Genomic DNA, 26,142 nt, shown 5'->3' with positions numbered 1-26,142 from the left:
GTTTATGCGTCGTACAGTGGGGAGTATGAGCCTGGACAGAGATGACGGTGGCGAGGACGCGCCGCGTGGCGGCGGGCTGACCACCGGGGAGGTGGCGAGGCGTCTGGGGGTGGCACCGACCACGGTCCGTTCCTGGGACCGCCGCTACGGTCTCGGCCCCACGGCGCACACCGGTGGCCGGCATCGTCGCTGGACCGCCGTGGACGTGGCGCGGCTGGAGCGGATGTGCGCGCTGACGGCGACCGGGTTGCCGCCTGCCGAGGCCGCCCGTCTGGCACTGGACGAGGCGGGTCCGGAGACGCCCGCCCCCCAGGTGGGCTCCGTTCGGTCCCCATTGCCCGCGGCCCGCGGCCGGAGCCGGGCCGGCACCGGTCTTCGCCTGGGCGACGTGCGTCAGGAGTGCAAGGGAGTCGCCCGTGCGGCCCTGCGTCTCGACGCCGTCGCGCTCGACGGATTGCTCAACGCCGCGATCGAGGAACACGGCCTGGTCGCGGCGTGGTCGGAGGTGATCATGCCGACTCTTCAGGCGGTCGGCCGCAAATGGGAGAGCTCGGGCGAGAGGTACGTCGAGGTCGAGCACTTCCTGTCCTGGCACGTGTCCGGCGTGCTGCGGCGCCACGCCCCGCCCGCGGTCCCCGACCGGCCCGGCGCCACGACGGTCCTCGCCTGTGTCCCCGCCGAGAACCACACGCTGCCCTTGGAGGTCCTGGCCGCCGCCCTGGCCGAACGGGGCCTGCCGGTGCGCATGTTCGGCGGCGCGCTGCCCGTCGAGTCGCTCGTGGCCGCGGTACGCAGGACCGGTCCGGCCGCGGTGGGGCTGTGGGCGCAGTCGCGCACCACCGCGAGCCGGCCGCTGGCTCAGCACGTGGCCGCGATCGAATGGGGTGTGCGGGGTGCCCGCAGGAAGCCGGTCGTCCTGACACTCGGGCCCGGCTGGGCCGGGCAGACCGTGCCGGGGTCACCGCATCCGTCCGGGTTGGCACAGGCCCTCACGGCCGTGGAGTCCATCGCTCTGAGGTGACGTGGTGCGTCCGTCGGGTACCTGGTCGGACGGACGTGAGGAGAGCGGCAGGTCCACTCCGGTTGGTCTGTGTCCGGCGCATCCACGGGCGGCAGGCTCACGGAAGAGAGGGCAAGGAGAGGGAGCCGCACGCGTGCCTCTGCGATCAGGAGTGAGACGTGGACATCAACGGCGCACGGGTACCGGGCCCCTCCGCCACCGGCGGCGGCCTGTTCGACGCGTACGGCGCCCGCGCGGTGCGCGATGCCGCCGCCGAACGGCGTGTCCGGTGAGCCGACCTCCCGCGGCGCCCACGGAAACCTCCGACGTGGTCATCGTCGGCGGCGGCGCGTCCGGGCTCAGTCTCGCGCACCACCTGACGGCGACCGGTTCCGCCACCGTCACCCTGGTGGAAGCACCGGACGGCCCGCGGCGTCCGCCCGAGCGGACCTGGTGTTACTGGGAGCGGGGCACCGGCGACTTCGCCGAAGCCGTCAGCGCCTCCTGGTCCCGGCTGCGCGTGCACGGTACCGACGGCCGGACGATCACCGTGGACCCGTCCCCGCTGCGCTACCGCATGCTCCGATCCACGGCGTTCGAACAGCTGGTGCATGCCCGGCTGGCCCGTTCACCAGGCTCGCGCGTCCTGCGCGCGACCGCGGACACGGTGCACGACACGGCCGACGGCGCGGAGGTCCGCTGCACGACGTCCGACGGCCGTACGCTGACACTCCGCGCCCGCCAGGTCTTCGACTCCCGCCCCCTGCGCTCTCTGCCACCGGCCCGGACACAGCTGATGCAGCACTTCCGTGGCTGGTTCGTGCGCACCGAAGCGGACCGGTTCGACCCCGCGGTCGCCGATCTGATGGACTTCCGGGTGCCGCAGCCGCGCCACGGGCTCGCCTTCGGCTACACGCTGCCGCTGGCGCCGGGCAGGGCGCTCGTCGAGTACACCGAGTTCTCCCGTGCTCCGCTGACCACGACGGTCTACGAGGCCGCACTGTCCCACTACTGTCGCGACATCCTCGGCCTCGGGGCGTTCACCGTCGAATCGGCGGAGCAGGGCGTCATCCCGATGACCGACGCGCGCTTCCCCCGCCGTACCGGGAGTTCCGTCTTCCGGATCGGCACCGCGGGCGGTGCCACCCGCCCGGCGACCGGCTACACCTTCGCCGCCGTGCAGCGGCAGAGCAGGGCCATCGCCGCCGCCCTGCGCGACGGCCGCGCGAGCGTGCCCGCACCGCACGGACGACGGGCACTGGCCATGGACGCGGTGCTGCTGCGGGCGCTGGACACCGGGCGGATCGACGGTCCCGGCTTCTTCACCGGCCTGTTCCGACGCGTTCCGCCGGAACGTCTGCTGCGCTTCCTCGACGGCGACACCTCGCTCAGCGAGGAGTGGGGCATCGGCCTGCGCACCCCCGTGGGACCCATGCTCCGGACCGCCCTCGAACTCCCCTTCCTGCCCCGACGGTCCCAGCCCGCCCCACGAATCGGAGAGAGCCACCGATGACACTGCTGCGCGACGACGACCTGGCACGCGCCTTCGACCACGCGTCGCACACCTACGACCGCCTCACGGCTCTCAACCCCGGCTACCGCACCGACCTCCTGCGCTCGGCCCGACGGCTCCGGCTGCCCCGGGCCGGGGCCGGCCTGCACATCCTCGACCTCGGCTGCGGCACGGGCGCCTCCACCCGGGCCCTCCTGCGGGCCGCGCCCCGCGCCCGGATCACGGCCGTCGACGCCTCGGCCGGGATGCTGCGGCGCGCACTGGCCAAACCGTGGCCGGCCCATGTGCGCTTCCTGCACCTGACCGCCGAGGAGGCGGCGACGGCCGGTGAGGGACCGTACGACGCGGTGTTCGCCGCCTACCTGTTCCGCAACGTCACCGATCCGGACGGCGTCCTGGGGACCGTCCGCTCACTGCTCCGGCCGGGGGGACGGCTCGCCGTCCACGAGTACAGTCTCAGCGGCTCCCCTGCCCACCGTGCCGTGTGGACGGCCGTGTGCCGAGGGGTGATCATCCCGGCGGGCACCCTCAGCGGTGACCGTGCCCTCTACCGTCACCTGTGGCGAAGCGTCCTCGACTTCGACACGGCCCCCGACTTCACCGCCCGGCTGGCCCGCGCCGGATTCACGGACGTGCGCGCGGCACCCGTCGCCGGATGGCAGACCGGCATCGTGCACACCTTCCTGGCCCGCAACGGGTCCGCCGCACCGGCGGGGGACGCCCGGTGAGCGCCCCGCGGCGAGCGGCCAGGTGGGGCCGCGACCGCAAGGCCGAGATCGTGATGCCCGCGCCCGGCCGGGACCGTTTCGACCGCGCGGCCGCGCCGGGCGTCGCCGTGGTCGGCGGGGGGATCGCCGGTCTCGCCGCGGCCACCCTGCTGGCCGAACGCGGCGCCCGCGTGACCCTCTACGAACGTGAGGAGTCGCTCGGCGGCCGTCTCGCGGGGTGGCGCACCCGCCTCGCAGACGGCTCCGAGGCGACCATGAGCCGCGGCTTCCACGCCTTCTTCCGCCAGTACTACAACCTGCGCGGCCTGCTGCGGCGTACCGACCCCGGCCTCGACCGTCTCAGGCCGCTGCCCGACTACCCACTGCGGCACAGCGGCGGGCTGACCGACAGCTTCGCCCGCGTTCCGCGGACACCGCCGTTCAGCGCGCTCGGCTTCGTCGCCCTCAGCCCCACCTTCGGCTGGCGCGACCTCACCGCGATGGACGCCCGGGCCGCGCTGCCCCTCCTGGACGTACGCGTCCCCGAGGTCTACGAACGCTTCGACGGCATGAGTGCGACGGCCTTCCTGGAGCGCGTCCGCTTCCCCGAAGCCGCGCACCATCTGGCCTTCGAGGTGTTCTCGCGCAGCTTCTTCGCCGACCCGCGCGAACTGTCCGCCGCGGAACTGCTGCTGATGTTCCACATCTACTTCCTCGGCTCCTCGGAGGGCCTGCTCTTCGACGTGCCGAACGAGCCCTTCCCCCAGGCCCTGTGGGAGCCCCTCGGCGACTACCTCCGCGGCCTCGGGACGGATGTCCGCACCGGCACACCCGTGCAGGGCGTCCACCCGTGCGACGGCGGGGGAGTGGAGGTGCGGACCGACAGCGCCACCGACCGGTACGACGCGGCCGTACTCGCACTCGATCCCGGAGCGCTGCGAGGGGTCGTCGCGGCGTCACCCCGCCTTGGTACCCCTGCCTGGCGCGGCGACATCGCCGCCCTGGACACCGCCCCCGCCTTCCTCGTCTCCCGGCTCTGGCTGGACCGGCCGGTGCGCGCCGACCGCCCCGGGTTCCTCGGCACCAGCGGCTACGACGGCCTCGACAACATCAGCGTCCTCGACCGCTACGAGGGCGAGGCCGCCCGCTGGGCGGCCCGGACCGGCGGCTCGGTGGTGGAACTGCACGCCTACGCCGTCCCCGCCGGCACCGACCCGGAGGCGATGCAGAACCGCCTCACGGAGAGCCTGCGCCGGGTCTACCCGGAGACACGGCACGCACGGGTCGTGGACGCCCGGCACGAGTGGCGCTCCGACTGCCCGTTCTTCCCGGTCGGCTCCTATTCCCGGCGGCCCACCGTGCTGACGCCGCACCCCCGGGTGACGCTGGCCGGTGACGCGATCCGCTGCGACCTGCCCGTGGCCCTCATGGAACGCGCAGCCACCACGGGCTTCCTGGCCGCGGGAGCCCTGCTCGACGCCTGGGGCGTCCGGGGACAGGTGCTGTGGACGGTTCCCCGGGCCGGCCGTTCACCCGTACTGCGAGCGCTCGGCGCGGCCGGGAGACGCTGAGTCCCCGGCATGCGGTGGCCCCCACCGGCTGCCGGGTGACCGCTGCGCGGTGCTATCCCGGGAACCGTCCCGTGCTGCGCAGCGCCCAGCGCCGCTCCGCGTACGCCAGGTCGTCGCGCCAGAGCCGGCCGGCCGTCCGCCGCATCAGAGGGCGCAGTACGGGCGCGGCGGCCCGCGCGAGGGCGAAGCCGCGCCGGTCCGAGGCGGCGACGACCGCCTCGACCACCGCGGTCCGCGGCCGCTCGTCCGCCTCGCGGGTCAGCGGCGTGGCATGAGTCTCCACCACGGATGTGGACCCCTCACCCTCGGTGATGCGCATGACGACCGTACGCGGTCCGGGCGCCGTGAACTCCGCCCGGACCGGCACCACCAGACGGCCGGTCACACGGAAAGAGACGTCGACGACGAAGGAATCGTCCTCGCCCGTCGGCGGCCGGGCCACCGTCAGGTCGACGAACGAGTACGGGTGGAACCACGAGCCGTGCCACGGGTCGAGCCGGTTGGCGACCACGTCCTGCGGGTCGCACCGCCCGACCGCCGTGAACACGGCGTCCACCCCGCTGCCCGCCGCCGGCCGTACCGGCACCACAGGACGCTCCAACGGCTCCTCGCCGCCGACCGAGTCCAGCCGGACCCACACCAGGACCCCGTCGTCGTGGACCGGGTAGGGATCCCATCCGGCGAACGGCCCCCCGTCCAGGGCCAGTCCGTGCCAGTGGCACACCAGCGTGCCGCACACCACCCGGCTGTCGCGCAGGGGCGCCCCGAGGTGGGGGCAGGCGCCCGGGCCGGCGTGCAGTTCGCCGGTTTCCGACCGCCACAGCACCACCTCGACACCGCCCACGGTCCTGCCGTACGGGCGGCCGCCGGCGCGTACGTCCCGGGAGGCACCGACGACGAACCAGTTTCCGGACGGGCGGGCCGAAGCCCGTTTGAGGGCGTCGGCGATCAGAGCCGGGCGTGCCTCCCGCCAGGTGGGCGTCTGCGTCGCCCAGTCCGACCGCCGGCGCCGCCGCAACGGCGGTGTCCAGCCAATCCGTTCCGCTCGGTCGCTCATCGCGCCGGTCCTTTCGTCGGGATGGCCGCGCCATCCGCCCGGGATGCTCCGCGCCCGGTGCGGGCCTGCCACCGCGCGCCCGCGATGCGTACGACTCCGGCGGCAGCCGTGGCCGCGCGGCGCCCGCGGGACACCACCGCACGGCGGTGCACCACGGTGTAGTCCTGATCCGCGATCGCGTCGAGAATGCCGCTGTACAGGGTGAACGCGGTGCGGATGCAGGGGCGTGTCCGTGGGTCGAGCATGGCGATGCCGGGTTCCGCCGCCCGGTACGCCTCTCTCGTCATGTCCTCGGCGGCGATCAGCGCCGCGCGGATCCGCCGGTCGCCGCGTCCCGTGCGGCGGCTCCACTCGAGCAGCGCCCGGTCCACGCCGTGGGCGGCGAGCAGGTCCGCCGGCAGGTAGACGCGGTCGCGGTCCAGGTCCTCACCCACGTCCCGCAGGAAGTTGGTGAGCTGGAACGCCACCCCGAGGTCGGCCGCGTGGGGTGCCGCCTCCGCGCTGGGTACGACCGTGCCGAGCACGGGCAGCATCTGCAGTCCGATCACCGCGGCCGAGCCGTGCATGTAGGCCCGCAGGTCGGCGTAGGTCGGATAGTCCGTGACGTGCAGGTCGCTGCGCATCGAGACCAGGAAGTCCGCGAACAGCCCGGGCTGGATGCCGTACCGGTCGGCGGTGTCGGCGACGGCCCGGACCACGGGCTCGGTTCCGCCGCCGGTACGCAGCCCGTGCGCGAGATCGCTCTCCAGGTGGCGCAGCAGCCGGTCGCGCTCCTCAGGCGTGCGGTGCCCGTCGAGGTCGTCCACGATGTCGTCCGCCCAGCGTGCGAAGCCGTACAGCGCGTGCACCGCGGAGCGGCGTTCCACCGGGAGCAGCCGGGTGGCCAGGAAGTAGGTCCTGCCGTGGCGGGCGTTGAGCCGCCGGCAGTGCGTGTACGCGGCGCGCAGGGCGGGGGCGGTGATCCCGGCGGCGTCCAGTTCACGACGGGTCATGGACGTCCTCCGCGGTCAAGGGAGTGGGGGCAAGTGCTGGGCGCGCCGGGCGGGTGCGGGCGAAACGGTGTGGGCCGCCCCCGGTGATGCGCGCCGCGGCGAGTTTGCCGCTGATGAGCACCGTCGGAACGCCGACACCGGGGGTGGTGCCGCAGCCGGCCAGTACGACGTTGTCGGCGCCGCGCACCAGATTGCGCGGGCGGAACGGGCCGGTCTGGGCGAAGGTGTGGGAGACGGAGAAGGGGCTGCCCGCCGCGTGCCCTTGCGCGGCCCAGTCCAGCGGAGTCACGAGCATCTCCTCCTGGACACTGTCCGCGAATCCGTCCAGGCCCCGGCGTTCCAGCTCGGCGACCAGGCTCTCCCGGTAGCGCGGCCCGAGGTCCCGCCACGCGTCGGCGGAGGGGCCGACGTCGGTGTTGGGGCAGGGGGCCAGCACGTAGTGGAGGTGTCTGCCCGGCGGCGCCAGGGCGGGATCGTGGGTCGTCGGCCGGGTGATCAGCAGGGACGGGTCGCTCATCAGCCGACCCGAGCGGGTCAACTCGTCGAACGTGCGCTCCCAGGCTCCGCCGAAGGACAGAGTGTGGTGGGCGAGGCCGGGCCAGGTGCGGTCGGTGCCCGCGTGCAGGACAACGGCGGACGGCGAGTGACGCAGCCCCACCGGGCGCCGTGGCGCGCGCCCCAGCAGCCGGTGCGCGGCGGACAGCTCGCAGGAGAGCACCACCGCGTCGCAGGCGATCCGCTCGCCGGAGGCCAGCCGCACGGCACGGACCCGTCCGGCCGAGCGCTCCAGCGAGGCCGCTTCGGCCGACCAGCGGAACTCGCCACCCGCGTCGGCCGCCGCGTCCGCCATCGCGCGGGGCAGCGCGTGCATACCGCCCTTGGGGAACCAGACGCCGGCCACGGTGTCCATGTAGGCGATCACCGCGTACGCCGCGAGGGCCCTGGCCGGGGCGACCCCGGCGTACAGGGCCTGGAAGGAGAAGACCCGGCGCAGGCGGGGGTCGGCCAGGAAGCGGGCGATGCGCCGGTCCAGCCGCCCGAAGCCGCCCAGAGCCGCCAGGCGGGCCAGGTCGGGGTGGAGCAGCTGGAAGGGCGAGTCGAAGTTCGTGTCGATGAAGCGCCGCATCTGCGCGCGGTACAGCCGCTCCAGCCATTCCCGCAGGTCGCGGTAGCCGGCCGCTTCGGCCGGTCCGGCGAACCGCCGGACCTCCGCCTCCATCGCCTGGCCGTCGGTGTGTACGTCGAGGGAGGTCCCGTCCGCGAAGCGGGCCCGGTAGGCGGGGTGCAGGGCCGTCAGCTCGACGTGGCGGGCAAGGCTGTCGCCGACGGCCGCGAAGGCTTCGTCGGCCAGGTGCGGCATGGTCAGGACCGTGGGACCGGTGTCCACCTCGTAGTCGCCGAGGCGTACGCGGCCGGCCCGGCCGCCCGGACCGGCGTCCCGTTCGACGACCGTGACCCGGCGGCCTGTGCCCAGCAGGTGCAGGGCACAGGCGAGGCCGGACAGCCCCGCGCCCACCACGACGACATGATCCGACGGCCCCGGCACGGTCCTCACGCGGCCTCCCCGGCGCGCTCGAGTGCCACGCCCGCCGCCCGTTCGACGAGGGTGGCGAACTCCCGCCGTACGAAGGACTCGGCGCCGGTCCGGTCGAAGTGCCGCAGACTCGTCGCCCCCAGCTGCGTGATCTTCGACTCCACGACGGCCCGCGCCCCGGTCCGCTCCAGCGCCGCTCGCATCCGCGCCACGGCCTCGTCCGAGGGGAGGGGCGTGCCCGGGGCGAGCGCGTCGGCGGATTCCTCGTCACCGGAGGCCTCGGCGAGCCTGACACCGACGGCGAGCAGATAGGTGAGCTTGCGGGTGCGCAGGTCGTCGTCGGCCGGTTTGCCCGTCACGGCCGGGTCTCCGAAGGCGCCCAGGAGGTCGTCGCGGAGCTGGAAGGCCAGACCGGCGCACCGTCCGGCGGAGCGCAGCGCGTCCAGGGCGGAGGCGTCGGCGCCGGTCAGTGCCGCGCCGAGAGCCAGCGGCCGCTCGACCGTGTACAGGGCGCTCTTGAGCGTGGCGATGCTCACCGCCTCGTCGAGTCCGGACGTTCCGGTGGCCTGGGCGTGGATGTCCCGGTACTGCCCGGCGACCATCTCGCCGCGCATGGCCTGCCACTCGCGGTGCAGCCGGAGGCCGTGCGGTGAGCCGAGAGCCGTCTCGGTCAGCAGGTCGTCCGCCCAGGCCAGGGCCAGATCACCGGCGAGCACCGCGGCGGACATCGCGAACGCTTCGGGCGGGCCCGTCATCCGTGCGGCCCGGTGCATACGGGCCAGGTCCACGTGCACCGCCGGTGCGCCGCGGCGCAGGGGCGAGCCGTCCATCACGTCGTCGTGGATGAGGGCGCACGCCTGGAGGAGTTCGAGGGCCGCGCCCGTACGCAGGAGTGCCGTGACGTCGCCCGATCCGCCGGTGGCCCGCCATCCGCACCACGCGAACGCCGTGCGCAGCCGCTTCCCGCCGCGCCGGACGAACGCGGAGACACGGCCGGCGACATCGCGGGCGAACACCGGATCGGTCTCCCGGGCCCGGCACATACGTTCGTCAAGCACACGCCCGAGCTCCGCCTCGACGGCACGGACGGCTTCCTGGGCCGTGAACGGCCGGTCGGCCGACCCGACCGGTTCGGCCACGGTGGGCCGCAGTCCCGGCATGCGCAACCCCTTCTCACTCTCGGTCACCTGCACACCCGTGCTTCTGCCGAGTGCCCCTGTACGGATGCGCCGATTCACCGCTGGGTGCGCGGGCCTTTCGGGAGCGGCCATGATCCGGAGTGCGGCAGCGGTGCCCGTCGTGCGGCCTCCGGCACCGTCGGTGCGGGGCAGACGCGGGGCGAGACAGACGTGGGGTGAGGCAGACGCGGGGTGACCACCGACCGCCCCAGCCCGGCCATCAGAAGGAGCGACGTCGCGGTACCGGAAACGGGCCGGACAAGCCTGAGCCCGGTACCGAAAGTCGGTACCGGGCTCCTCGCTTCTCTCCCGTGACGCTCAGCGGCTGATCAACTGCTGGGCGTTGTTGTACATGATGTCGTCCTGGGCGGACTCGTCGAGCTCGGCGATGAGCTTGCGGAAGTCACCGGGGGCGGCCAGGCCCTCCGCGTGCGGGAAGTCGGAGCCCATCACGATGGACTCGTGGTAGCCGAGGCGCTTGACGACGTTCACGATGTCGTCCTCGGGATAGGGCACCACGCGGACGTGCTTGCGGAAGACCTGGCTGGGGCGCTCGTCCAACTGCCCGCCGATCCAGGGGCCGTTGCGGCCCATGCCGCGGCTCTTGTCCATGTGGCGCACGAAGTGCGGCACCCACTCGGACCCGAACTCGGACACCAGGACGTTGATGTCGGGGAAACGGCCGAAGAGGTTGTCGAAGATCAGCGCGGACAGCGTCTCCTCGACGGGGCGCTGGCCGTAGGTGTTCTGCCACTGCCAGGCCGACATCCGGAAGTGGATGGGGTGCGGGTCGTAGCCCCAGGAGGGCGCCACCTGCGAGTTGTAGTAGAACTCGCTGATGTGGTAGCAGACGCTCGCCTTGGCCTCGTTGACCAGCTTCCAGAACGGGTCGAAGTACGGGTCGCCGGGGGAGCGGCCGTACACCGGTCCGGTGGGCAGCAGGATGAAGCGGGCGCCCTGGTTCAGGACGAACTCCAGCTCCTTGACGGCGCTGGGCAGGTCGCGCAGTGACAGCAGCGCGGGGGCGTAGATGCGGCCCTGGTGGTTGAAGCCCCAGACCTCGTTCATGTACCGGTTGAAGGAGTGGTAGTTGGCGTAGAGCGGCTCCACGCCCTTCACGTACTCCTCGGCGACCAGTGCCCAGCCGCCCGGGTAGATGATCGTCTGGTCCAGGCCCTGCTCGTCCATGACACGCAGCCGGGACTCGCGGTTCTGGTACGACTCGTGCATCGGCTCGAACTGGTACGTCTCCTCGGGATTGCCCGAGGCCATCGCCTTGAGCATCTCCTTGAGTGAACCGGGACGGTAGACCTGCCCGAACTCCGGTTCCAGGCATACGACGATGCGGTCCCCGGCGAGGATCACCTCCCGCCCGTCCGGCAGGGTCACCGGGGCGACCGCCGATCCGAGGAACTCCTTCGGGAGGTAGCGGGTGAAGGAGTCCCGCTCCTCGTACATGTGCTGGTCGCAGTCGAAGATGCGCTTGCGCAGTTCGGCCATGGCGTCGCCTCCGGGGCCCCAGGAACTATTCAGTACGCCTTCTATAATTATCTAACTGATTAGAGAGCGCAAGGGGGAGGTGGAGGCGGGTCCGCAGCGAGGTCGGGGCCGGTCAGTCGAGGAGTTCGAGCACCGTCTTGGGTCCCGCGGCGTTCACGACGTCGTCCGCGCTGGAGATGTGCCGCTGCCACAGCTTCTCGGCCTCGTCCGCCTTGCCGGACTCGATCAGGCCGACCATCCGCACATGCGCCCGGTGTCCCTTGAGGGCCTGCGTCTTCTGTGCCTCGGCGTCGGCCGCGCCCGCGGTGTACGAGGCGTTGGCCCGGTCGATGATGTTGCGCAGCATGCCGCACAACAGGATCAGGGTCTGGTTGCCGGTGAGTTCGACCAGCAGGGCGTGGAAGGCGTCCTGCGCGTCGACCAGGGCGAGCGGGTCGTCCAGGACGGCCTTCTCGGCCGCCACCGCGTCGCGCAGCCGCTTGATGTCGTCCGCCGTGTGCCTGGTGGCGAGCTGGCGGGCGCAGGGCGGCTCGATGAGGGCCGCGGCACGATAGATGTCACCCAGGGTGGCGCCGCGGTACTCCAGGATCAGGCCGGCGAAGCGGGCGGCGACATCCGAGTCCGGAGCGCTCACCCGGGCGCCGCCGTGGGCGCCGCGGCGCACCGTGATCAGGGACTCCGACTCCAGCACCCGGAACGCCTCGCGCAGCGTGGGCCGCGAGATGCCGAACTGCTCCATCAGGCCCGACTCCGGAGGCAGCGCGTCACCGGGCTTCAGCTCGCCCCGTACGATCTGACGACGCAGGTGCGCGGCGACCAGCTCGGCGGTCTTCGGCACCCGCACCTGACGTCCGACGCGGCTGCGGGCGGGGACGGGCACGGTCGCCGTTTCTGCGGTGCGGGCTGCCTCGGCCACGGTGGGCTCCTCGTATAGCTAAATGAATCGTCTTAGTGCATCGAGGGTACCAGGTCAAGGCGTGAGTGATCGTCTCTTTGCGTCACCTGATCTGGTGCCCTGGCGGCTGTTGGTATATAGATGATTCATCTATCTATAAAGCCAGCCAACGGACCCCGTGGGAGTGACCTCGATGACCGAGAACCCAGCCCCGGTGATCCTCACCGAGCTCACCGACGACGGGGTCATGCTGTTCACCCTGAACCGGCCCGAACGGCACAACGCCTGGACGCTGGAGATGGAGCTGCTCTACAACGAGCTGTTCGACCGGGCGGAGCAGGATCCACGGGTGCGTGCCGTGGTGCTCACCGGCGCCGGGCGCAGCTTCTGCCCGGGAATGGACATGAGCGTCCTGGACGCCGCCTCGTCGGGCGCCCGTCCATGGCCGACGGACCAGCTGCCCCCGCGCAGCCGCCCGATGTCCTTCCCGAAGCCCGTGGTGGCGGCCGTCAACGGCGCCTGCGCCGGCATCGGGTTCAACCAGGCGCTGATGTGCGACGTCCGGTTCGCCGTGCCGCACGCCAAGTTCGCCGCCGCGTTCAGCGCGCGGGGGCTGGTGGCCGAGGACGGCGTGTCCTGGATCCTGCCCCGGCTGATCGGCTACGGCAACGCCGCCGACCTGCTGCTGTCCTCACGTCGGATCACCGGGACGGAGGCCCTGGCCATGGGGCTGGTCAACCGCCTGGTCGAACCCCAGGACCTGCTCCCGGCGGCGCTCGCGTACGCGACCGAACTGGCCCGGTCGGCCAGCCCGTACGCGATGTCCCTGATCAAGCGGCAGCTCGCCGACGACCAGGCGAGGACCTTCACCGAGAGCCGCGATCACGCGGCCGCTCTCCTGGCCACGGCGAAACGTGCCCCGGACTACCGCGAGGGCGTGCTCAGCTTCATCGAACGCAGGCAGCCGGAGTTCGCGGGGCTGGGGGAGACTCCGGCCGTGGCCCCGGCGCTTCCGCAGGAGGCGTCGTCATGACACGCCCCGAACTCCCGCTGCACCGCCGCACGATCACCGTCACCGCGTACGCGGAGGGCGGCGACGAGATCTCGGTCGAGGCGGAACTGAGCGACGTGCGCCCCTGGGCGGAGCCGCCGGCCGACGTCGTCCACCGGATGGCGCTCGCGGTCCGGGTGCGGCTCGCCGGCATGGTCGTCGTGCACGCCGACGCGGACATGCGGACCTTCCCGCACGCCGAGTGCCCGTTGATCACCCCGGTGTTCGACGGACTGGTCGGGCTCAGCGTCGCCGCCGGATACAACCGGGCCATCCAGGAACGGTTCCGTGGGGTGTCCGGCTGCTCGCACCTGCATGAGCTGGCCCGCGCCTTGGGCCCCGCGGTGGTGCAGGCGGCCATCTCGGCGAACGCGGGCCTGCGGTACGCCGGTGAGCGGTCCCAGGGCCCGCGCTCCACGGCGGGCGTGCTGAACAGCTGCCACGTCTGGGCGCCGGACGGCGTGGGCCTGCGCAAGCTGGACGCGGGCTGGGTCCCGGGGACCGGCCCGCGTCCGGTACCGCCGCTCAGGGCCTTCGAGGAACGGGGACCGGGGGCGTCCGGCGCCTGAATGCGTTGCCGTCCGACGCCTGCATCCTCTCGGGCGGCGCGGGGCTGGATCAGCGTTGCAGCCACTCGTCGAGGAGCGCGACCTCGGCCTTGCTGAGACTGGGCAGCTCCGGCAGGAGGGTGCGGAAGGCCGCGACGACGGCCGCCGGGTCCCGGGTGGGGACAGCGGGCTCATCCACGAGGATGGCGCGAGCGATCGCGTCGAAGGCGGCGTCGGCCAGGTGCGGGTCGCTCTGCTCCGGTGGCAGGGTCAGCAGGGTGTGGACGGTTCCGATCCCCGCCGAGCGGATGAGGTTGACGGCGCGTTCCTCGCTCACCCGGAGCCGCCCGGCGGCGGCGATCCTGTGCACACGCTCGGCAAGGATCAACACGCCCTTGACCTGTGCCGGGGTGTTGCGTGCACGGGCCGGGTCGAGCAACAGGCCGTAGACGTACGGGTTGGCCAGGCCGAAGCTGATCTGCGTGTTCCATCCGGCGCGGAGGTCTTCCACGGGGTCGTCCGAGGGCGCGGTGGTCTGCTTGCTCGCCACATGTTCGGCGAAGACATGTTCCGCGGCGACATCCAGCAGGTCGTCCTTGTCCTGGAAGAAGCGGTAGAGAGCAGGAGGCTGCAGCCCGGCCTCGTGCGCCACGCGGCGTGTGGTCACCGCGGCCGGACCCTGGTCGCGCAGCAGGCCGGCCGCAGCCTTCACGATGCGGTCCCGGGTGATGTCTCGCCGCTGCGTGTTGGGTGTCATGGAGACGATGGTATCGCTCGCGTGTGACGGGTGATGTTATCGCTGTTATCGCCAGCTCATCCCGAATGACCTGCATGAAGAGTACGGCCGCGTCCAACGGAAGTATCGGTGATACCGTTATTTCAGTTCCGTTGGAAACGTTTTCAGACTGGAGCAACCGATGCTGATCGTCACGGGAGCCACCGGCCACCTCGGCTCGCTGATCGTCCACCGCCTGCTGGAGCGGGTACCGGCCGACAGGATCGCCGTCAGTGTGCGCGACGTGAGCAAGGCCGCCGACCTTGCCGAGCGCGGCGTCCGAGTCCGAGCGGGAGACTTCACCGAACCCGACAGTCTCAAGCACGCCTTCGAAGGTGCCGAGCGCGTCCTGGTCGTCTCCGCGGCCATTCGAGGCGGCGGCGCGTTGACTGCCAACCGCGCCGCCATCGACGCGGCACGGGAAGCGGGTGCCCGACGCATCCTCTACACCAGCCACCAGGCCGCCTCTCCCACGTCGCTCTTCCCGCCGCAGAAGGTCCACGCGGCTACCGAGGAGCACCTCCAGCACCAGGCAGTTCCCTACACCGCCCTTCGCAACGGGTTCTACGCCTCCGCCTTGGGCCCCTACCTCGGCGCGGCGCTGGCGACCGGCACGCTCGCCGTGCCGCAGGATGGCCCGGTGTCCTGGACGGCCCACGAGGACCTGGCAGAAGCCGCGGTCTCCGCACTGACCGAGGACGGTGTACTCGAAGGGATCACGCCGCCGCTGACAGCCCCCCACACGCTGGACTTCGCCGACGTTGCCGAGATCCTCAGCCGCATCACCGGCCGGACCATCACCCGAGTCGTCATGGACGACAACGAGTGGATATCCGCAGTGGTCGCCGACGGGATGCCGCGGCCCGCTGCGGAGTTCGCCCTGACGATGTTCGCGGCATCGCGCAATGGCGAGTTCAACGCCACCAACCCGACGCTGGAAGCCACCATCGGTCACCCCGCGAAGACCGTCCATGAGGTCTTGGAGGCCGCCGCGCGCTCCCGGTGAACCGACCAGCCTCTGACCGGCGACGGTTCCCGGTCAGAGCACTAACGCCCCAGGTAGGCAAGCTCCGGGAAATGTCGCTGGTACGCGTCCAGCAGGCGTTTCGCGACCGTGTACGAGTCGATCAGCGGGTGGATGGTCAGGGCCTTGACCGCGTGGGCGCGTTCCGCGGTGGTCGCGGCGTGGATCACCGCGCGTTCGACCGCCTTGACGGCGCACACCAGGCCCTGGCCGTGGTCGGGCAGCGGCGAGCCGGCGATGGGGCGTGCGCCGTTGGCGTCCACATGGCAGGGGACCTCGATGACGGCGTCGTCGTCCAGGGCGGGGATCCGGCCGCGGCCCCGGACGTTGAGGATGAGCGTGGTCCGCTCGTCCCGGGCGATGGCCCGCATGAGTGCGAGGGCCACCTGCTCATAGCCGCCGGATTCCAGGTCGCACGAGTCCCGTTCGCCCATGCCGACGGCGTCGCGGTTCTCCGCCATGTAGGTGGTCTCGCGCTCCAGCCGGGTGGCGTCCCAGGCGTTCCAGGCGGCCCGGGGCGCGGTCGGGCCGTCGCCCGCGGTGTCCAGCAGGTCGTAGAAGCGCTGCTGTTGCGTGTGGAGGAAGGCGCCCCGGGTGTGCTCGGCGGCCCGCGCGGTGCCGACCGACTCGCGGTGGAAGTAGTAGTAGTGCAGGTACTCGTTGGGCAGCGCGCCGAGTGTGCGCAGCAGGTCGGCGCCGAAGAGCTTGCCCTCCTCGAAGGAGGTCAGGGCGGCCTCGTTCCCGAACAGGGACGGCAGCAGGTTCCGGCCGTCGGCGTACAGGCCGCACAGCCAGCCCAGGTGGTTCAGACCCACGTAGTCCAGGCTGGTGCGCGCCGGGTCGACGCCGAGCGCCCCGGCCACGCGGCGGCCCAGACCCACCGGGGAGTCGCAGATCCCGATGACGCGGTCGCCGAGGAGGGCGGTCATGGCCTCGGTGACCATGCCTGCGGGGTTGGTGAAGTTGATGACCCAGGCATCGGGCGCCAGGGCGGCGATCCGACGGGCGATCTCCAGGGCCACCGGGATGGTGCGCAGCCCGTAGGAGATGCCGCCCGCGCCGACGGTCTCCTGGCCCAGCACGCCTTCCTCCAGGGCGATCCGCTCGTCCGCCGCACGGCCTGCGAGTCCGCCGACCCGGATGGCGGAGAACACGAAGTCGGCCCCGGTGACCGCCTCGTCCAGGTCGGTGGTGACGGTGACCCTCGGTGGATCGGGGTGCCCGGCAGCCTGGTCGGCGAGGACCTTGGCGATGGTCGTCAGCCGTGAGGCGTCCAGGTCGTACAGGGTCACGTCGGTGACGCGTCCTTCGCCGCGGTCGCCGAGCAGGGCCCGGTAGACCAGGGGGACGCGGAAGCCGCCGCCCCCCAGGATCGTCAGTCTCATACCTCGACCACCTCGACTCCGGCCTCGCGCAGACGGCTACCGGTCTTCTCCTCCACCGGGGCGTTGGTCACCACGACGTCGAGTTCCTCGGGACCGCACACCCGGGCCATTCCGGTGCCGGGGAACTTGCCCGCGTCCGCCAGCAGGACCACCTGGGCACTGGCGGCGATCATCGCCCGCTTGACGGGCACCTCGACGGCGGTGGTGTCCAGCACCTGTCCGTCGGGGCGGACCCCGCTGGTGCCGAGGAACAACCGGTCGGCGTGGACCTGCCGCAGGTTGTCCTCGGTGAGGAAGCCCACCAGCGAGCGGTAGTCGCGTCGGACCACGCCGCCCAGCAGGATCAGCTGGATGTCCTTGTCGTCCTGGAGCTCCTCGTAGACGGCGAGGTTGCTGGTGATCACGGTCAGGGACCGGCCGTGCAGGTGGCGGGCCACCCGGTGGGCCGTGGTGCCGATGTCGAGGAGCACGGTCTCGCCGTCCCTGACGAGGTCCGCGCACCAGACGGCGAGCGCGTCCTTCGCCTCGACACGGACTCCGGCCACGTCGGCGAACGGGTCGTCCTCGCCCACCATGGGGGCGGCGCCGCCGTAGACCCGCTTGAGCAGTCCCTCGTCCTCCAGTTGTACGAGGTCACGACGGATGGTGGCCTGACTCGCCCCGACCTTCTCGGCCAGGGCGACCACCGAGATGGGCCCGTCCGCGCGCAGGGCGCGAAGGATCAGCTGATGTCTTCGGTCAGGGAGCATGCGCTGACCATACTCGTGAACTCTTCAAACTCAAGCAAAGTCACGCATGAATGTCTCGATACTCGCTTGACCCTTGTCAAAGTCGCGCATCGGGTGCACTCTCTTGCGTAATTCAAGCGAGGTCCGGACCCCACTCCGGTCGGCCGAAGCGGATGAACGGCGTATCCCGCCGCCATGGACGCGTCGGCACCGTCTGAGAGGACCAGCTCACACGCCCCGGGTGGCTGAAGGGTTCCCACCACGCCGATGCTCTTCAGCCACCCGGCCCTCCCGTCACACCCCTCCACGGCTCACGACTCACAGGCCCTGTCGGACATACCGGATATGGCCGATGCGCAGACCCCGCCCAGAACTAGGAGAAGATCGTGGATCTTTCCCGCAGACGATTCCTTCAGGCCGCCGCCCTGACGGCCGCCGCGGCCGGCGCCACCGCAGCATGCGGCGGCAGTTCAGGATCGAGCGGCAGCAAGGACGGCAAGGACCTGACCCTCTGGTACTGGGGAGGCGCGCTCAGCGACAAGGTGGTCGCCGAAGCCAAGACGCACTTCAGCGGCCAGGTCAAGCTGACCACCAACTCCATCGGCGGCGACTTCAAGCAGAAGCTCACCACCACCCTCGCGGCGGGCGCGGCCGTGCCTGACATCACCGGCATCAAGGGGGAGGACATCGCCTCCTTCCTGCCCAATGGCAGCCGCTTCCTGGACCTGAACGACCTGGGCTTCAAGAAGCTCTCCTCCCAGTACCTGGACTGGAAGACCAAGCTCGCCCAGACCACCGACGGCAAGCAGATCGGTTTCCCGATCGATATCGGTCCCACCGCGCTCTACTACCGCGCGGACCTGTTCGACAAGGCCGGGCTGCCCTCCGACCCCGCCAAGGTCGCCGCCGCGACCAAGACCTGGGACGACTACTACGCGCTCGGCGCCGAGCTGAAGAAGGCGTTGCCCGGCACCTACCTGATCAACAACCTCGGCTCGGTGTTCAACATCGCGGTCGGTCAGGGCACCAAGCGGTTCATCGACGAGAACAACCACTTCATCGGCGACCAGGACCACATACGCGCCGCCTGGGATCTCTCCGTCCGCCCCTACCAGCTCGGCCTCGACGGAAAGATCAACGACAACACCCACAACGCCGCCCTCAGCAAGGGCACCCTCACCACCGAACTCGGCGCGGCCTGGCACGCGTTGGACATCGAGCAGGCAGCCCCCAACACCAAGGGCAAGTGGCATGTCAGCCCGAACCCCGGAGGACCGGCCAACCAGGGCGGCTCCTACCTGGCCCTGCCCAAGCAGTGCCGCAACCCCGAAGAGGCATTCAAGATCATCAGCTGGATCCTCAACCCGGCCAACGACGCCCGAGGCTTCACCGACGCCGCCATCTTCCCGGCCTGTCCGGCCGCTTACGCGATGCCGGCCATGACGGGTCCGGACGCCTTCTTCGGCGGGCAGAAGATCATCGAGGTCTTCGGGCCGGCCGCCGAGGCCATCCCGGCCAGCTACGAAGCGCCCGCCGACGCCGCCGTCATGGCCCCCTACCTGACCGAGCTGACCAACATCGAGGCCAAGGGCAAGAAGCCCGACGACGCCTGGAAGGACGCGGTCAGCCAGGCCAAGCAGATCGGCCAGCGGCAGGGAGTGAGCTGACATGTCCTCACCTCCGGTCACCGGACCCGCCGCGGTGCCCAAGCACCGCGGCGGGCCGGGCCCCACCCGGTTCCGCCCGCGACGCACCCCGCCCCCGGGCGCCGTACGGGTCAGGCGTCGCGGGGTGCTGTCCCACTGGCGGCAGTACCTGGCGATCTCGCCCTTCTACCTGGTCTTCCTCGCCTTCTCGTTCTTCCCGGTCCTCTACTCGCTGTATCTGGCCTTCCAGCGCTGGGACGGCATCGGCGACATGCACTTCGTGGGGCTGCAGGAGTTCCGGTTCCTGTGGAAGGACCCCGTCTTCTGGCTGTCGATCCGCAACACCCTGGTGATCTGGGTCCTCTCCACCGTGCCCACGCTCGTCGGTGCCCTGGTACTGGCGACGCTGCTGCATTCGGTGCGCCGCTTCAAGGGCTTCTACCGCATCGCCCTCTACGTGCCGAACGTCACCTCGATCGTCGCCGTGGCGATCTTCTTCGGCGCGGTCTTCAGCAACAACTTCGGCCTGGTCAACGCGATCCTGGACACGGTCGGCATCTCACCCGTCCCGTGGCTGAGCAACCCGTGGCTGATCAAACTGGTCATCGCGCTGCTGATGACCTGGATGTGGACCGGCTACAACATGATCATCTACCTGGCCGGGCTCCAGACCATCCCGAAGGAGATCTACGAGGCGGCCAAGCTGGACGGCGCCGGCCCCGTCCGTACCTTCCTCCAGATCACCATGCCGATCATGCGGCCCATCATCCTGTTCACCGTCATCATCTCGACCATCAACGGCCTGCAGAGCTTCAGCGAACCCCAGATCCTCTTCGCCAGCGAGGCCGCCAACCCCAGCCTCGGCGGTCCCGGCCAGGCGGGCCTGACCACGCTGCTGTACTTCTACCAGTCGGCCTTCGTCAACAACGACTACGGCTACGGCGCGGCCATCGTGTGGGCCTTCTTCGTACTGATCATCGTGCTGGTCCTCATCAACTGGCGCCTCGTGCAACGAGGGAGGAAGGCATGACGGCAGTGGGCACGACGCCGGATCAGGTGAGCACGAGGCGGTCCCGACGCCCCAGGGGCCTGAGCGCGCACGTCTTCCTCATCGTGGCTGTCCTGATCTCGGTCTTCCCGTTCGTGTGGACGATCATCATGGCGACCAACACCACCCAGGACATCTACAAGAGTCCGCCGAAGCTGACCTTCGGCTCCCACCTGCTGGAGAACATCCGGCACATGCTCAAGACCATCGACTTCTTCGGGTCGATGCTCAACACCATCGTCGTCGCGTCCGTCACCACCCTCCTGGTGCTGTTCGTCGACTCCCTGGCCGCTTTCGCCTTCGCCAAGTTCGACTTCCCCGGACGCAGGGTGCTCTTCGCCGCGCTGCTGGGGTTCATGATGCTGCCGTTGCAGCTGGGCATCCTTCCGCAGTTCATCCTCGTCTCCAAGATCGGCTGGGTCGGCACGCTCAGCGCACTCGTCCCGCCCTCTCTCGCCAACGCCTTCGGCATCTTCTGGCTGCGCCAGTACATCCAGAGCGGCGTGCCCGACGAACTTCTCGACGCCGCCCGCATCGACGGCGCCGGGTTCTTCCGGCAGTACTGGAACATCACGCTGCCCATGATCAAGCCGGGGCTGTCCTTCCTCGCCATCTACGCCTTCGTCAACGCCTGGAACGACTACATCTGGCCGCTCGTCGTGCTCACCAAGCCCGGCCACGTCACCCTTCAGGTGGCGCTCGCCCAGCTCAACGTCGCCCACAACACCGACTACAGCATGGTGATGGCCGGTGTGCTCATGGCATCCGTCCCGATGCTCGTCGTCTTCTCGATCTTCGCCCGAGGCTTCATCGCGGGCGCGACGGAAGGTGCCGTGCAGGGCAGCTGAAGCCGTTGTCGGCCCCGGCCTGCGAGGAGGCGGCGCCTCGGCACCGAGAGAGGTGAGGAATGACGGATGTCGATGTGCCGGGGCGGCCGGCAAGGAGGAGAGGGTGGACGGCGTGCAGCGCGGCAAGGTGCTTGTGGTGGGCCTGGACGGGGTGCGCTTCGACCGGCTGACTCTCCCTCAGCCTGCGGCCTCGCTTCGTTCGCCGTCCACGGCGCCCGTGTTGCAGGGGCTCATGGCGGCGGGCTCCTACGGCACCAGTCTGCTGCCCTACGGCGAGGTGGACGGGCAGGCGGAGGACGGGCCGTCGACCAGCATGGCCTACACCGACTCCGGACCCGGCTGGTCGAGCGTGCTGACCGGGGTGTGGCCCGACCGTCACGGGGTGACCGGCAATGACTTCACCGGCGCCGACTACTCCCGCTACCCCGACTTCCTCAGCCGCGCCGTCACCGCCCGGCCCGGTCTGCGCACCGCGGCCGTGGCGTCGTGGCCCGAACTGTTCCACCGAGGCACCCTCGGCCCCGCAATCGGCCGGCGAGTACTTCACGACGGCGAGGCGGAGGGCTACGACGCCGCGGACCGCCTCGTCGCCGACACCGCCGCACACTGGCTCACGCACGGCGACCCGGACGCCGTGTTCGTGTACTTCGGCGCCGCCGACGAAGCCGGCCATGCCACGGGCTCCCTCAGCCCCGCCTACGACAACGCCCTCCTCACCCAGGACGCCCACCTCGGACGGCTGTTGGAAGCGATCGACTCCCGACGCTCCCACCCCGACCGCGCCGACGAGCACTGGACAGTGCTCGTCACCACGGACCACGGCCACCTCGACACCGGTGGCCACGGCGGTGACACCCGTGCCGAGCGCGAGGTCTTCGTCATCCTCGCCGAGCCCGGGATGCCCGGCGGCACCCTGCTCGACGCCCCGCGCCTCATCGACCTGGCCCCGACCGTCCTGGACCGTCTCGGCGTCCCCATCGACCCCGCCTGGGGCCTCCAAGGCCACATCCTGCCCAGGCCCTGCCAGGGCTCCTGATCCATGTCGGGGGGGGTGCCTCTATGTTCTTCGTCAATGCTGAGTGGGTCATGCGGGGGCGGTTTCGGGGGTGCGGGGCTCGTAGAAGGTGCCGTCGCGGAGCATGGCGAACAGCACGCTGATGCGGTGACGGGCCAGGCGGAGAAGGGCCTGCGTATGGGTCTTTCCGCGGGCCCGGCATTTGTCGTAGTAGGTGCGGGAGGCGGGATCGTGCAGGGCGGCGAAGGCGGAGAGGAACATGGCCCGTTTGAGCTGCCGGTTTCCGCTTCTGGGTGCATGTTCGCCGTGGATCGAGGTCCCGGAGGATCTGGTGGCCGGTGCCAGGCCGGCGTAGGAGGCGAGGTGGGCGGCGGTGGGGAAGCTGGTGCCGTCGCCGACGGTGACCAGCAGCACGGCAGCGGTCCTGACCGCGACCCCCGGCATCGAGGTCAGGACCTTCGAAAGAGGGTGATCCTCCAGGAGGGTTTTGATCTGGGCTTCCAGGGCCCGGCGTTGTTCGTGGACGGCGGCGAGGGAGCGGGCCAAGGACGGGATCACGGTGTCGAGGGTGCCGGTGCCGGGGACGACGACGGTCTGTTCGCCGAGTGCGTCGAAGACCTCGTCGATCAGGCGCTGGGCCATGCGCGGGGCCTTGGGCCGGATCACCTCAACGAGCTTGCGGCGACCGGCCTTTCGCAGTGCGGCCGGGGATCCGTAGCGTTCCAGCAGCCAGGTCACGGCGCTGTGGTCCAGGCGGGGCCCGAGTACGCGTTCCAAGCTGGGGTGGAACTGGGTGAGCAGGCCGCGTATTCGGTTGGAGGTGCGGGTGGCCTCGGCCGCCAGGTCCTGGTCGAAGCCCACCAGGACCGTGAGTTCGGCGGTGATCTCATCGGTCAGTTCCAGCGAGCGCAGGGTGTGCGGCATGGTGCGGGCGGCGTCCGCGATCACTGCGGCGTCCTTCGCGTCGGTCTTCGCCTCGCCCGGGTAGAGATCGGCGATCCGCCGCATCGACAGGCCGGGCAGGTAGGCGACCTTGCAGCCGGCGTCCCGGGCGACCGTCAGGGGCAGGGCGCCGATCGAGGCGGGCTGGTCCACGATGACCAGGACGGTGCCGAACTTCGCGGCCAGCTTGTCGAACACGGCCCGCAACTTGGGCTCGCTGTTGGGCAGCTGTTTGTCGAAGACCTTCTTGCCGGCCGGGGTCAGCCCGTGCCCGTGGTGAGCGGTCTTGCCGACGTCCAGGCCGAGGAAGACGCCCACGTCGTCGATGTCGTCCAACCCATCCTCCCGAGCAGGGTTCGTGTGGTGCTGGCCAGGGCTTCGGTGTCGTATGCGCGCATCCACGTTATGCAGACCTGCCGCCCGCAAGCAGCCGGGCATTGCGCCAGGCCGGGCGGTAGTCGGACCTCTCATCAGCGTCTCCAACGGCACCCCGCGGACCCGGTGACACCACCCCCCAGGTCATCCCTGCGACAGGGGGGAACAGTCATGCCGGGCCCGGAGGCCAGCGGTCCCATTGCGGAACCGCGAAGAACATAACGGGGGGCGTCGCGACCGGCGCCCCCTGTTCGTGATCCGGAGGGTGTCACCGGGCCCGGAGGCATCGACGGACCGCTGATTTGGGGCTTGAGCACCGGGCGAAGCCACGAAGAAGGCAATGGGGGTGGCCGGACCACCAGCATCAGGCGTATCTGGATCGCTGTCTCCGCATTCCCGAGGCTGATGGGGCAAGCACAACTCAGACCTACGGAACCGGAGGCGCACAGGATGCGCGTTGTGATCATGGGTGGGACGTCTGGGATCGGCCTCGCGACAGCCGAGAGACTGACGGCTGGCGGCGCCGAGGTGATCGTGACCGGACGGGACCCCGAGAAGCTGGCGGCAGCCAAGGACCGGGTGGCCGGTGCCGAACAGATCGACGGTGCCTCGGAATCGGACGTGACGGAGTTCTTCGAGCGGATCGGCGCCATCGACCATCTCGTGCTGGCATTCAGTCCGGGCGCGCTCGGGCTCGGGCCGCTCGCGGATGTGAGCCTGGCCGGCATCAGGGGTGCCTTCGACGGCAAGCTCTTTTCGTACCTGTATGCGATCCAGCAGGCCGACGTCACTGGCTCGGTCACGATGATCTCCGCAGCCACCGCGAGGGCCGCCCTGCCCGGCAGCGTGGCGCTCGCCGCGGTCAACGGGGCGATCGAGCGGATCGTGTCCCCGCTGGCCGCCGAACTGGCGCCGGTGCGGATCAACGCCGTGGCCCCCGGGGCCGTCGACACTCCCTGGTGGTCGTTCCTGTCGGAGGAACAGCGTGCGGCCCAGTTCAGCGCCGTGGCGGCGGATCTGCCCGCCAAGCGGATCGGACGGCCCGGCGATGTCGCGAACGCGATCGCTTACCTCATCGGCGCCGACTACGTGACGGGCACAGTCCTCCCGGTCGACGGCGGGTTCACGGTCGCCTGACGTTCACGCACTCGTATTTCTGACGAGTTTCAGGAATTGGCTTTCCACCTCTGAGCCCGGCGGCAGCAGATACGAGACCAGCGTCTTGTCGTCATTCGCCACGTGCAGCTTCACGTAGTCGAGGGTGACCTCGCCAAGTATCGGATGGTCGATCGTGCGGGCCTCGGGCACGAACGGCGCCAGTTCCTTGCGTCGCCACATGCGGGCGAAGTCGGGGCTGGCGTCGGCCAGTTCCGTGATGAGCCCGGTGATCTCGGGCGCCAGGATGCCTTCGTTCGCCTGCGTGCGGAACAGCGCGACGGTGAGCGCGGCCTCCGTCTCCCAGTCTCGGGTCATCTCCCGCACCTCGGGTGCGGTGAACGTGAGCCACAAAACGTTGCGCCGCGATGCGGACAGGGCGCCCAGGTCGCCATAGAGGAGTTCGCAGCCGCGGTTCCAGGCCAGGATGTCGAACCGCGGGTTCACGATGAAGGCCGGATTCGGGTCCAGGTGGGTGAGCAACAGCTCGTATTGGGGTGGCAGTTCGGCGCGCGAAGGCGCCCTGTCCGGAGGCGGTTCATCGGCCAGCCGGAACAAATGGTCACGCTCGACCGCATCAAGTCCGAGGGCCGTGGCCAGGCTCCCGAGAATCTGCCGCGAGACGCGGATGTCGCGGGCCTGCTCCAGCCACGTGTACCAGGTGATGCTCACCCCGGCGAGCGTCGCGACTTCCTCGCGCCGCAGCCCGGGTGTGCGCCGCCGCCCGAAGGTCGGCAGCCCCGCCTGCGCCGGCGTGCGCCGCGCCCGCCGGCTGCGGAGGAACTCGGCAAGCTCACGCCGTCGGTCCTGCGCTGTCATCTGTCCACCGCGGCTTCCGCCTCGACACGTTCCCCTTCAGTGGATGCGAGCGTTGTCGTGCATGCCTTCACCTGCAGGGACATGGCACCTCCGGCCGCTCGGTCACCACAGACTCTAAGACAACCGACTTTCCCAGCCCTGACCCAGCCCAGCCCACTGGGCCTTCAGTTGGCGGGTGAGCGCTTCATCGGGCGAATCGGTCGCGGGAGATCAGCCAGCGCCAGCGCCGACGCTCCGTGACGAGGGTGGCGGCGGCCAGCAGGGTCACAGAGAACGCCGCCCAGGCGGGCCAGGCCAGCCATGAGGAGACCACGGCCGCAACAAGCTGGAGCAGCACCAGCAAGATCGTGGTCCAGCCCGGCACCGCGATGATCACGTTGGCCTTGTCTCCCGGAGTGGAGAAGAGCGTCGGAAGGCCGATCAGGGCCGCCACGGACAGGGCGGCGAGCAGCCAGGAATGGCCGGCCAGGGCCCAGGGGGTGGCCACCCATGCGACGAGTTCCGTCGCGAAGCGCAGGGCAGACGCGGCGCGGTCGTCCGGCCGGTCCGAAGTGCTTTCCGCACGAGCAGTGTTGGTCACCTGCGGACGATCTCACGGTGCACCGACGGCAACTCCGCGGACGGCGAACATACGTAGCCGGTTGCGTAGTTCTACTGATCTCTTCAGCGTCCGCTTAGGGGAGGGTCTTGATCGAGGGTGAATCGTGCTCGACCGGAGCGCCACTGAGCACAGGTCAGGATGATGACGTTGCTGGAGTCTGCAGGAGACCGGGTACGGTGGCTGGTCCGCGCCGTCACCCCGACGGGACGTAACCGGCCGGCTCGGTATGCCGCTG

24 protein-coding genes are annotated in these 26,142 nt (G+C 70.7%); 12 read left to right on the top strand and 12 right to left on the bottom strand.

Annotated elements, in window-relative coordinates; translation table 11 throughout:
• The first annotated feature begins 25 nt into the window (after positions 1 to 25).
• The 4 genes from M2157_RS03855 to M2157_RS03840 all read left to right on the top strand — a co-directional run bounded on the left by M2157_RS03855 (position 26) and on the right by M2157_RS03840 (position 4,791).
• The gene (locus M2157_RS03855) at positions 26 to 1,021 is read left to right on the top strand and encodes a MerR family transcriptional regulator (protein WP_280864420.1); all 996 of its coding nucleotides are present in this window, start codon (positions 26 to 28) and stop codon (positions 1,019 to 1,021) included.
• Between the two features lie 268 nt (positions 1,022 to 1,289).
• On the top strand, positions 1,290 to 2,513 hold the full coding sequence (locus M2157_RS03850) for a lycopene cyclase family protein (protein ID WP_280864419.1): 1,224 nt from the start codon (positions 1,290 to 1,292) through the stop codon (positions 2,511 to 2,513).
• Positions 2,510 to 3,241 (top strand): class I SAM-dependent methyltransferase, encoded by a 732-nt coding sequence (locus M2157_RS03845; protein ID WP_280864418.1) that lies wholly within the window; start codon positions 2,510 to 2,512, stop codon positions 3,239 to 3,241. Before M2157_RS03850 ends, M2157_RS03845 begins: the two co-directional genes overlap by 4 nt.
• Positions 3,242 to 3,294: 53 nt before the next feature.
• On the top strand, positions 3,295 to 4,791 hold the full coding sequence (locus tag M2157_RS03840) for an NAD(P)/FAD-dependent oxidoreductase (protein ID WP_280868161.1): 1,497 nt from the start codon (positions 3,295 to 3,297) through the stop codon (positions 4,789 to 4,791).
• 52 nt (positions 4,792 to 4,843) lie between these two features.
• Here the strand turns inward: M2157_RS03840 and M2157_RS03835 are convergent, their stop codons facing one another.
• The 6 genes from M2157_RS03835 to M2157_RS03810 form a co-directional block, all read right to left on the bottom strand.
• Entirely contained in the window at positions 4,844 to 5,848 is a 1,005-nt protein-coding gene (locus M2157_RS03835) for a DUF5914 domain-containing protein (RefSeq protein ID WP_280864417.1), read from the bottom strand.
• The gene (locus M2157_RS03830) at positions 5,845 to 6,840 is read right to left on the bottom strand and encodes a phytoene/squalene synthase family protein (protein WP_280864416.1); all 996 of its coding nucleotides are present in this window, start codon (positions 6,838 to 6,840) and stop codon (positions 5,845 to 5,847) included. The genes M2157_RS03835 and M2157_RS03830 overlap by 4 nt, the downstream gene beginning before the upstream one ends.
• Positions 6,827 to 8,395, bottom strand: coding sequence for a phytoene desaturase family protein (crtI, locus tag M2157_RS03825; RefSeq protein WP_280864415.1), 1,569 nt, complete (start codon positions 8,393 to 8,395; stop codon positions 6,827 to 6,829). The genes M2157_RS03830 and crtI overlap by 14 nt, the downstream gene beginning before the upstream one ends.
• The gene (locus M2157_RS03820; RefSeq protein ID WP_280868160.1) at positions 8,392 to 9,534 is read right to left on the bottom strand and encodes a polyprenyl synthetase family protein; all 1,143 of its coding nucleotides are present in this window, start codon (positions 9,532 to 9,534) and stop codon (positions 8,392 to 8,394) included. Before M2157_RS03820 ends, crtI begins: the two co-directional genes overlap by 4 nt.
• Positions 9,535 to 9,870: 336 nt before the next feature.
• Positions 9,871 to 11,052: an amidohydrolase family protein gene (locus M2157_RS03815; RefSeq protein ID WP_280860358.1), complete on the bottom strand. Its 1,182-nt coding sequence runs from the start codon at positions 11,050 to 11,052 to the stop codon at positions 9,871 to 9,873.
• Positions 11,053 to 11,164: 112 nt separating this feature from the next.
• Complete coding sequence (locus M2157_RS03810) at positions 11,165 to 11,968, bottom strand: FCD domain-containing protein (protein ID WP_280860357.1); 804 nt, start codon at positions 11,966 to 11,968, stop codon at positions 11,165 to 11,167.
• 172 nt (positions 11,969 to 12,140) lie between these two features.
• Here M2157_RS03810 and M2157_RS03805 point away from each other — a divergent pair, with 172 nt between their 5' ends.
• Positions 12,141 to 12,980 carry an enoyl-CoA hydratase-related protein gene (locus M2157_RS03805; RefSeq protein ID WP_280860356.1) on the top strand — a complete coding sequence of 280 codons (840 nt, stop codon included), beginning with the start codon at positions 12,141 to 12,143 and terminating at the stop codon, positions 12,978 to 12,980.
• Positions 12,977 to 13,567: a DUF2889 domain-containing protein gene (locus tag M2157_RS03800; protein ID WP_280864414.1), complete on the top strand. Its 591-nt coding sequence runs from the start codon at positions 12,977 to 12,979 to the stop codon at positions 13,565 to 13,567. Before M2157_RS03805 ends, M2157_RS03800 begins: the two co-directional genes overlap by 4 nt.
• Before the next feature lie 49 nt (positions 13,568 to 13,616).
• On the opposite strand, the gene M2157_RS03795 is transcribed toward M2157_RS03800, so the two are convergent.
• The gene (locus M2157_RS03795; protein ID WP_280860353.1) at positions 13,617 to 14,303 is read right to left on the bottom strand and encodes a TetR/AcrR family transcriptional regulator; all 687 of its coding nucleotides are present in this window, start codon (positions 14,301 to 14,303) and stop codon (positions 13,617 to 13,619) included.
• 160 nt (positions 14,304 to 14,463) lie between these two features.
• Here M2157_RS03795 and M2157_RS03790 point away from each other — a divergent pair, with 160 nt between their 5' ends.
• On the top strand, positions 14,464 to 15,327 hold the full coding sequence (locus M2157_RS03790; protein ID WP_280864413.1) for an NAD(P)H-binding protein: 864 nt from the start codon (positions 14,464 to 14,466) through the stop codon (positions 15,325 to 15,327).
• 41 nt (positions 15,328 to 15,368) lie between these two features.
• On the opposite strand, the gene M2157_RS03785 is transcribed toward M2157_RS03790, so the two are convergent.
• Together M2157_RS03785 and M2157_RS03780 are read right to left on the bottom strand one after the other, a co-directional pair.
• Positions 15,369 to 16,730 (bottom strand): 6-phospho-beta-glucosidase, encoded by a 1,362-nt coding sequence (locus tag M2157_RS03785; RefSeq protein WP_280860351.1) that lies wholly within the window; start codon positions 16,728 to 16,730, stop codon positions 15,369 to 15,371.
• A complete protein-coding gene (locus M2157_RS03780) occupies positions 16,727 to 17,479 on the bottom strand; it encodes a DeoR/GlpR family DNA-binding transcription regulator (protein ID WP_280864412.1) in 753 nt (250 codons plus the stop codon). Before M2157_RS03780 ends, M2157_RS03785 begins: the two co-directional genes overlap by 4 nt.
• 365 nt (positions 17,480 to 17,844) lie before the next feature.
• Between M2157_RS03780 and M2157_RS03775 the strand changes: the two genes are divergently transcribed.
• The 4 genes from M2157_RS03775 to M2157_RS03760 all read left to right on the top strand — a co-directional run bounded on the left by M2157_RS03775 (position 17,845) and on the right by M2157_RS03760 (position 22,036).
• Entirely contained in the window at positions 17,845 to 19,125 is a 1,281-nt protein-coding gene (locus tag M2157_RS03775) for an extracellular solute-binding protein (RefSeq protein ID WP_280864411.1), read from the top strand.
• Between the two features lie 124 nt (positions 19,126 to 19,249).
• On the top strand, positions 19,250 to 20,134 hold the full coding sequence (locus M2157_RS03770; protein WP_280868159.1) for a sugar ABC transporter permease: 885 nt from the start codon (positions 19,250 to 19,252) through the stop codon (positions 20,132 to 20,134).
• Positions 20,131 to 21,000 (top strand): carbohydrate ABC transporter permease, encoded by an 870-nt coding sequence (locus M2157_RS03765; RefSeq protein WP_280864410.1) that lies wholly within the window; start codon positions 20,131 to 20,133, stop codon positions 20,998 to 21,000. The genes M2157_RS03770 and M2157_RS03765 overlap by 4 nt, the downstream gene beginning before the upstream one ends.
• Before the next feature lie 103 nt (positions 21,001 to 21,103).
• A complete protein-coding gene (locus M2157_RS03760) occupies positions 21,104 to 22,036 on the top strand; it encodes an alkaline phosphatase family protein (protein ID WP_280860347.1) in 933 nt (310 codons plus the stop codon).
• 48 nt (positions 22,037 to 22,084) lie between these two features.
• Here M2157_RS03760 and M2157_RS03755 read toward each other — a convergent pair whose 3' ends face one another.
• The gene (locus M2157_RS03755) at positions 22,085 to 23,293 is read right to left on the bottom strand and encodes an IS110 family transposase (protein ID WP_280864096.1); all 1,209 of its coding nucleotides are present in this window, start codon (positions 23,291 to 23,293) and stop codon (positions 22,085 to 22,087) included.
• Between the two features lie 444 nt (positions 23,294 to 23,737).
• On the opposite strand from M2157_RS03755, the gene M2157_RS03750 reads away from it, so the two are divergent.
• Positions 23,738 to 24,469, top strand: a complete 732-nt coding sequence (locus M2157_RS03750; protein ID WP_348541827.1) for an SDR family oxidoreductase — start codon at positions 23,738 to 23,740, stop codon at positions 24,467 to 24,469.
• A gap of 3 nt (positions 24,470 to 24,472) precedes the next feature.
• Here M2157_RS03750 and M2157_RS03745 read toward each other — a convergent pair whose 3' ends face one another.
• Entirely contained in the window at positions 24,473 to 25,306 is an 834-nt protein-coding gene (locus M2157_RS03745) for a helix-turn-helix transcriptional regulator (protein WP_280860345.1), read from the bottom strand.
• Between the two features lie 184 nt (positions 25,307 to 25,490).
• On the bottom strand, positions 25,491 to 25,886 hold the full coding sequence (locus M2157_RS03740; RefSeq protein WP_280864407.1) for a hypothetical protein: 396 nt from the start codon (positions 25,884 to 25,886) through the stop codon (positions 25,491 to 25,493).
• Between the last annotated feature and the right edge of the window lie 256 nt (positions 25,887 to 26,142).

The organism is Streptomyces sp. SAI-127, assembly GCF_029894425.1.
Classification (GTDB): domain Bacteria; phylum Actinomycetota; class Actinomycetes; order Streptomycetales; family Streptomycetaceae; genus Streptomyces.
This window is presented reverse-complemented; position numbering and strand designations above follow the sequence as displayed.

What these genes read in the sequence shown, in the direction of transcription:
- M2157_RS03795 (WP_280860353.1), bottom strand. Translation starts at nt 14,303, where the DNA reads ATGACACCCAACACGCAGCGGCGAGACATCACCCGGGACCGCATCGTG.
- M2157_RS03835 (WP_280864417.1), bottom strand. Translation starts at nt 5,848, where the DNA reads ATGAGCGACCGAGCGGAACGGATTGGCTGGACACCGCCGTTGCGGCGG.
- M2157_RS03790 (WP_280864413.1), top strand. Translation starts at nt 14,464, where the DNA reads ATGCTGATCGTCACGGGAGCCACCGGCCACCTCGGCTCGCTGATCGTC.
- M2157_RS03800 (WP_280864414.1), top strand. Translation starts at nt 12,977, where the DNA reads ATGACACGCCCCGAACTCCCGCTGCACCGCCGCACGATCACCGTCACC.
- M2157_RS03805 (WP_280860356.1), top strand. Translation starts at nt 12,141, where the DNA reads ATGACCGAGAACCCAGCCCCGGTGATCCTCACCGAGCTCACCGACGAC.
- M2157_RS03785 (WP_280860351.1), bottom strand. Translation starts at nt 16,730, where the DNA reads ATGAGACTGACGATCCTGGGGGGCGGCGGCTTCCGCGTCCCCCTGGTC.
- M2157_RS03815 (WP_280860358.1), bottom strand. Translation starts at nt 11,052, where the DNA reads ATGGCCGAACTGCGCAAGCGCATCTTCGACTGCGACCAGCACATGTAC.
- M2157_RS03745 (WP_280860345.1), bottom strand. Translation starts at nt 25,306, where the DNA reads ATGACAGCGCAGGACCGACGGCGTGAGCTTGCCGAGTTCCTCCGCAGC.
- M2157_RS03840 (WP_280868161.1), top strand. Translation starts at nt 3,295, where the DNA reads ATGCCCGCGCCCGGCCGGGACCGTTTCGACCGCGCGGCCGCGCCGGGC.
- M2157_RS03820 (WP_280868160.1), bottom strand. Translation starts at nt 9,534, where the DNA reads ATGCCGGGACTGCGGCCCACCGTGGCCGAACCGGTCGGGTCGGCCGAC.
- M2157_RS03830 (WP_280864416.1), bottom strand. Translation starts at nt 6,840, where the DNA reads ATGACCCGTCGTGAACTGGACGCCGCCGGGATCACCGCCCCCGCCCTG.
- M2157_RS03765 (WP_280864410.1), top strand. Translation starts at nt 20,131, where the DNA reads ATGACGGCAGTGGGCACGACGCCGGATCAGGTGAGCACGAGGCGGTCC.
- M2157_RS03845 (WP_280864418.1), top strand. Translation starts at nt 2,510, where the DNA reads ATGACACTGCTGCGCGACGACGACCTGGCACGCGCCTTCGACCACGCG.
- M2157_RS03780 (WP_280864412.1), bottom strand. Translation starts at nt 17,479, where the DNA reads ATGCTCCCTGACCGAAGACATCAGCTGATCCTTCGCGCCCTGCGCGCG.
- M2157_RS03750 (WP_348541827.1), top strand. Translation starts at nt 23,738, where the DNA reads ATGGGGCAAGCACAACTCAGACCTACGGAACCGGAGGCGCACAGGATG.
- M2157_RS03855 (WP_280864420.1), top strand. Translation starts at nt 26, where the DNA reads ATGAGCCTGGACAGAGATGACGGTGGCGAGGACGCGCCGCGTGGCGGC.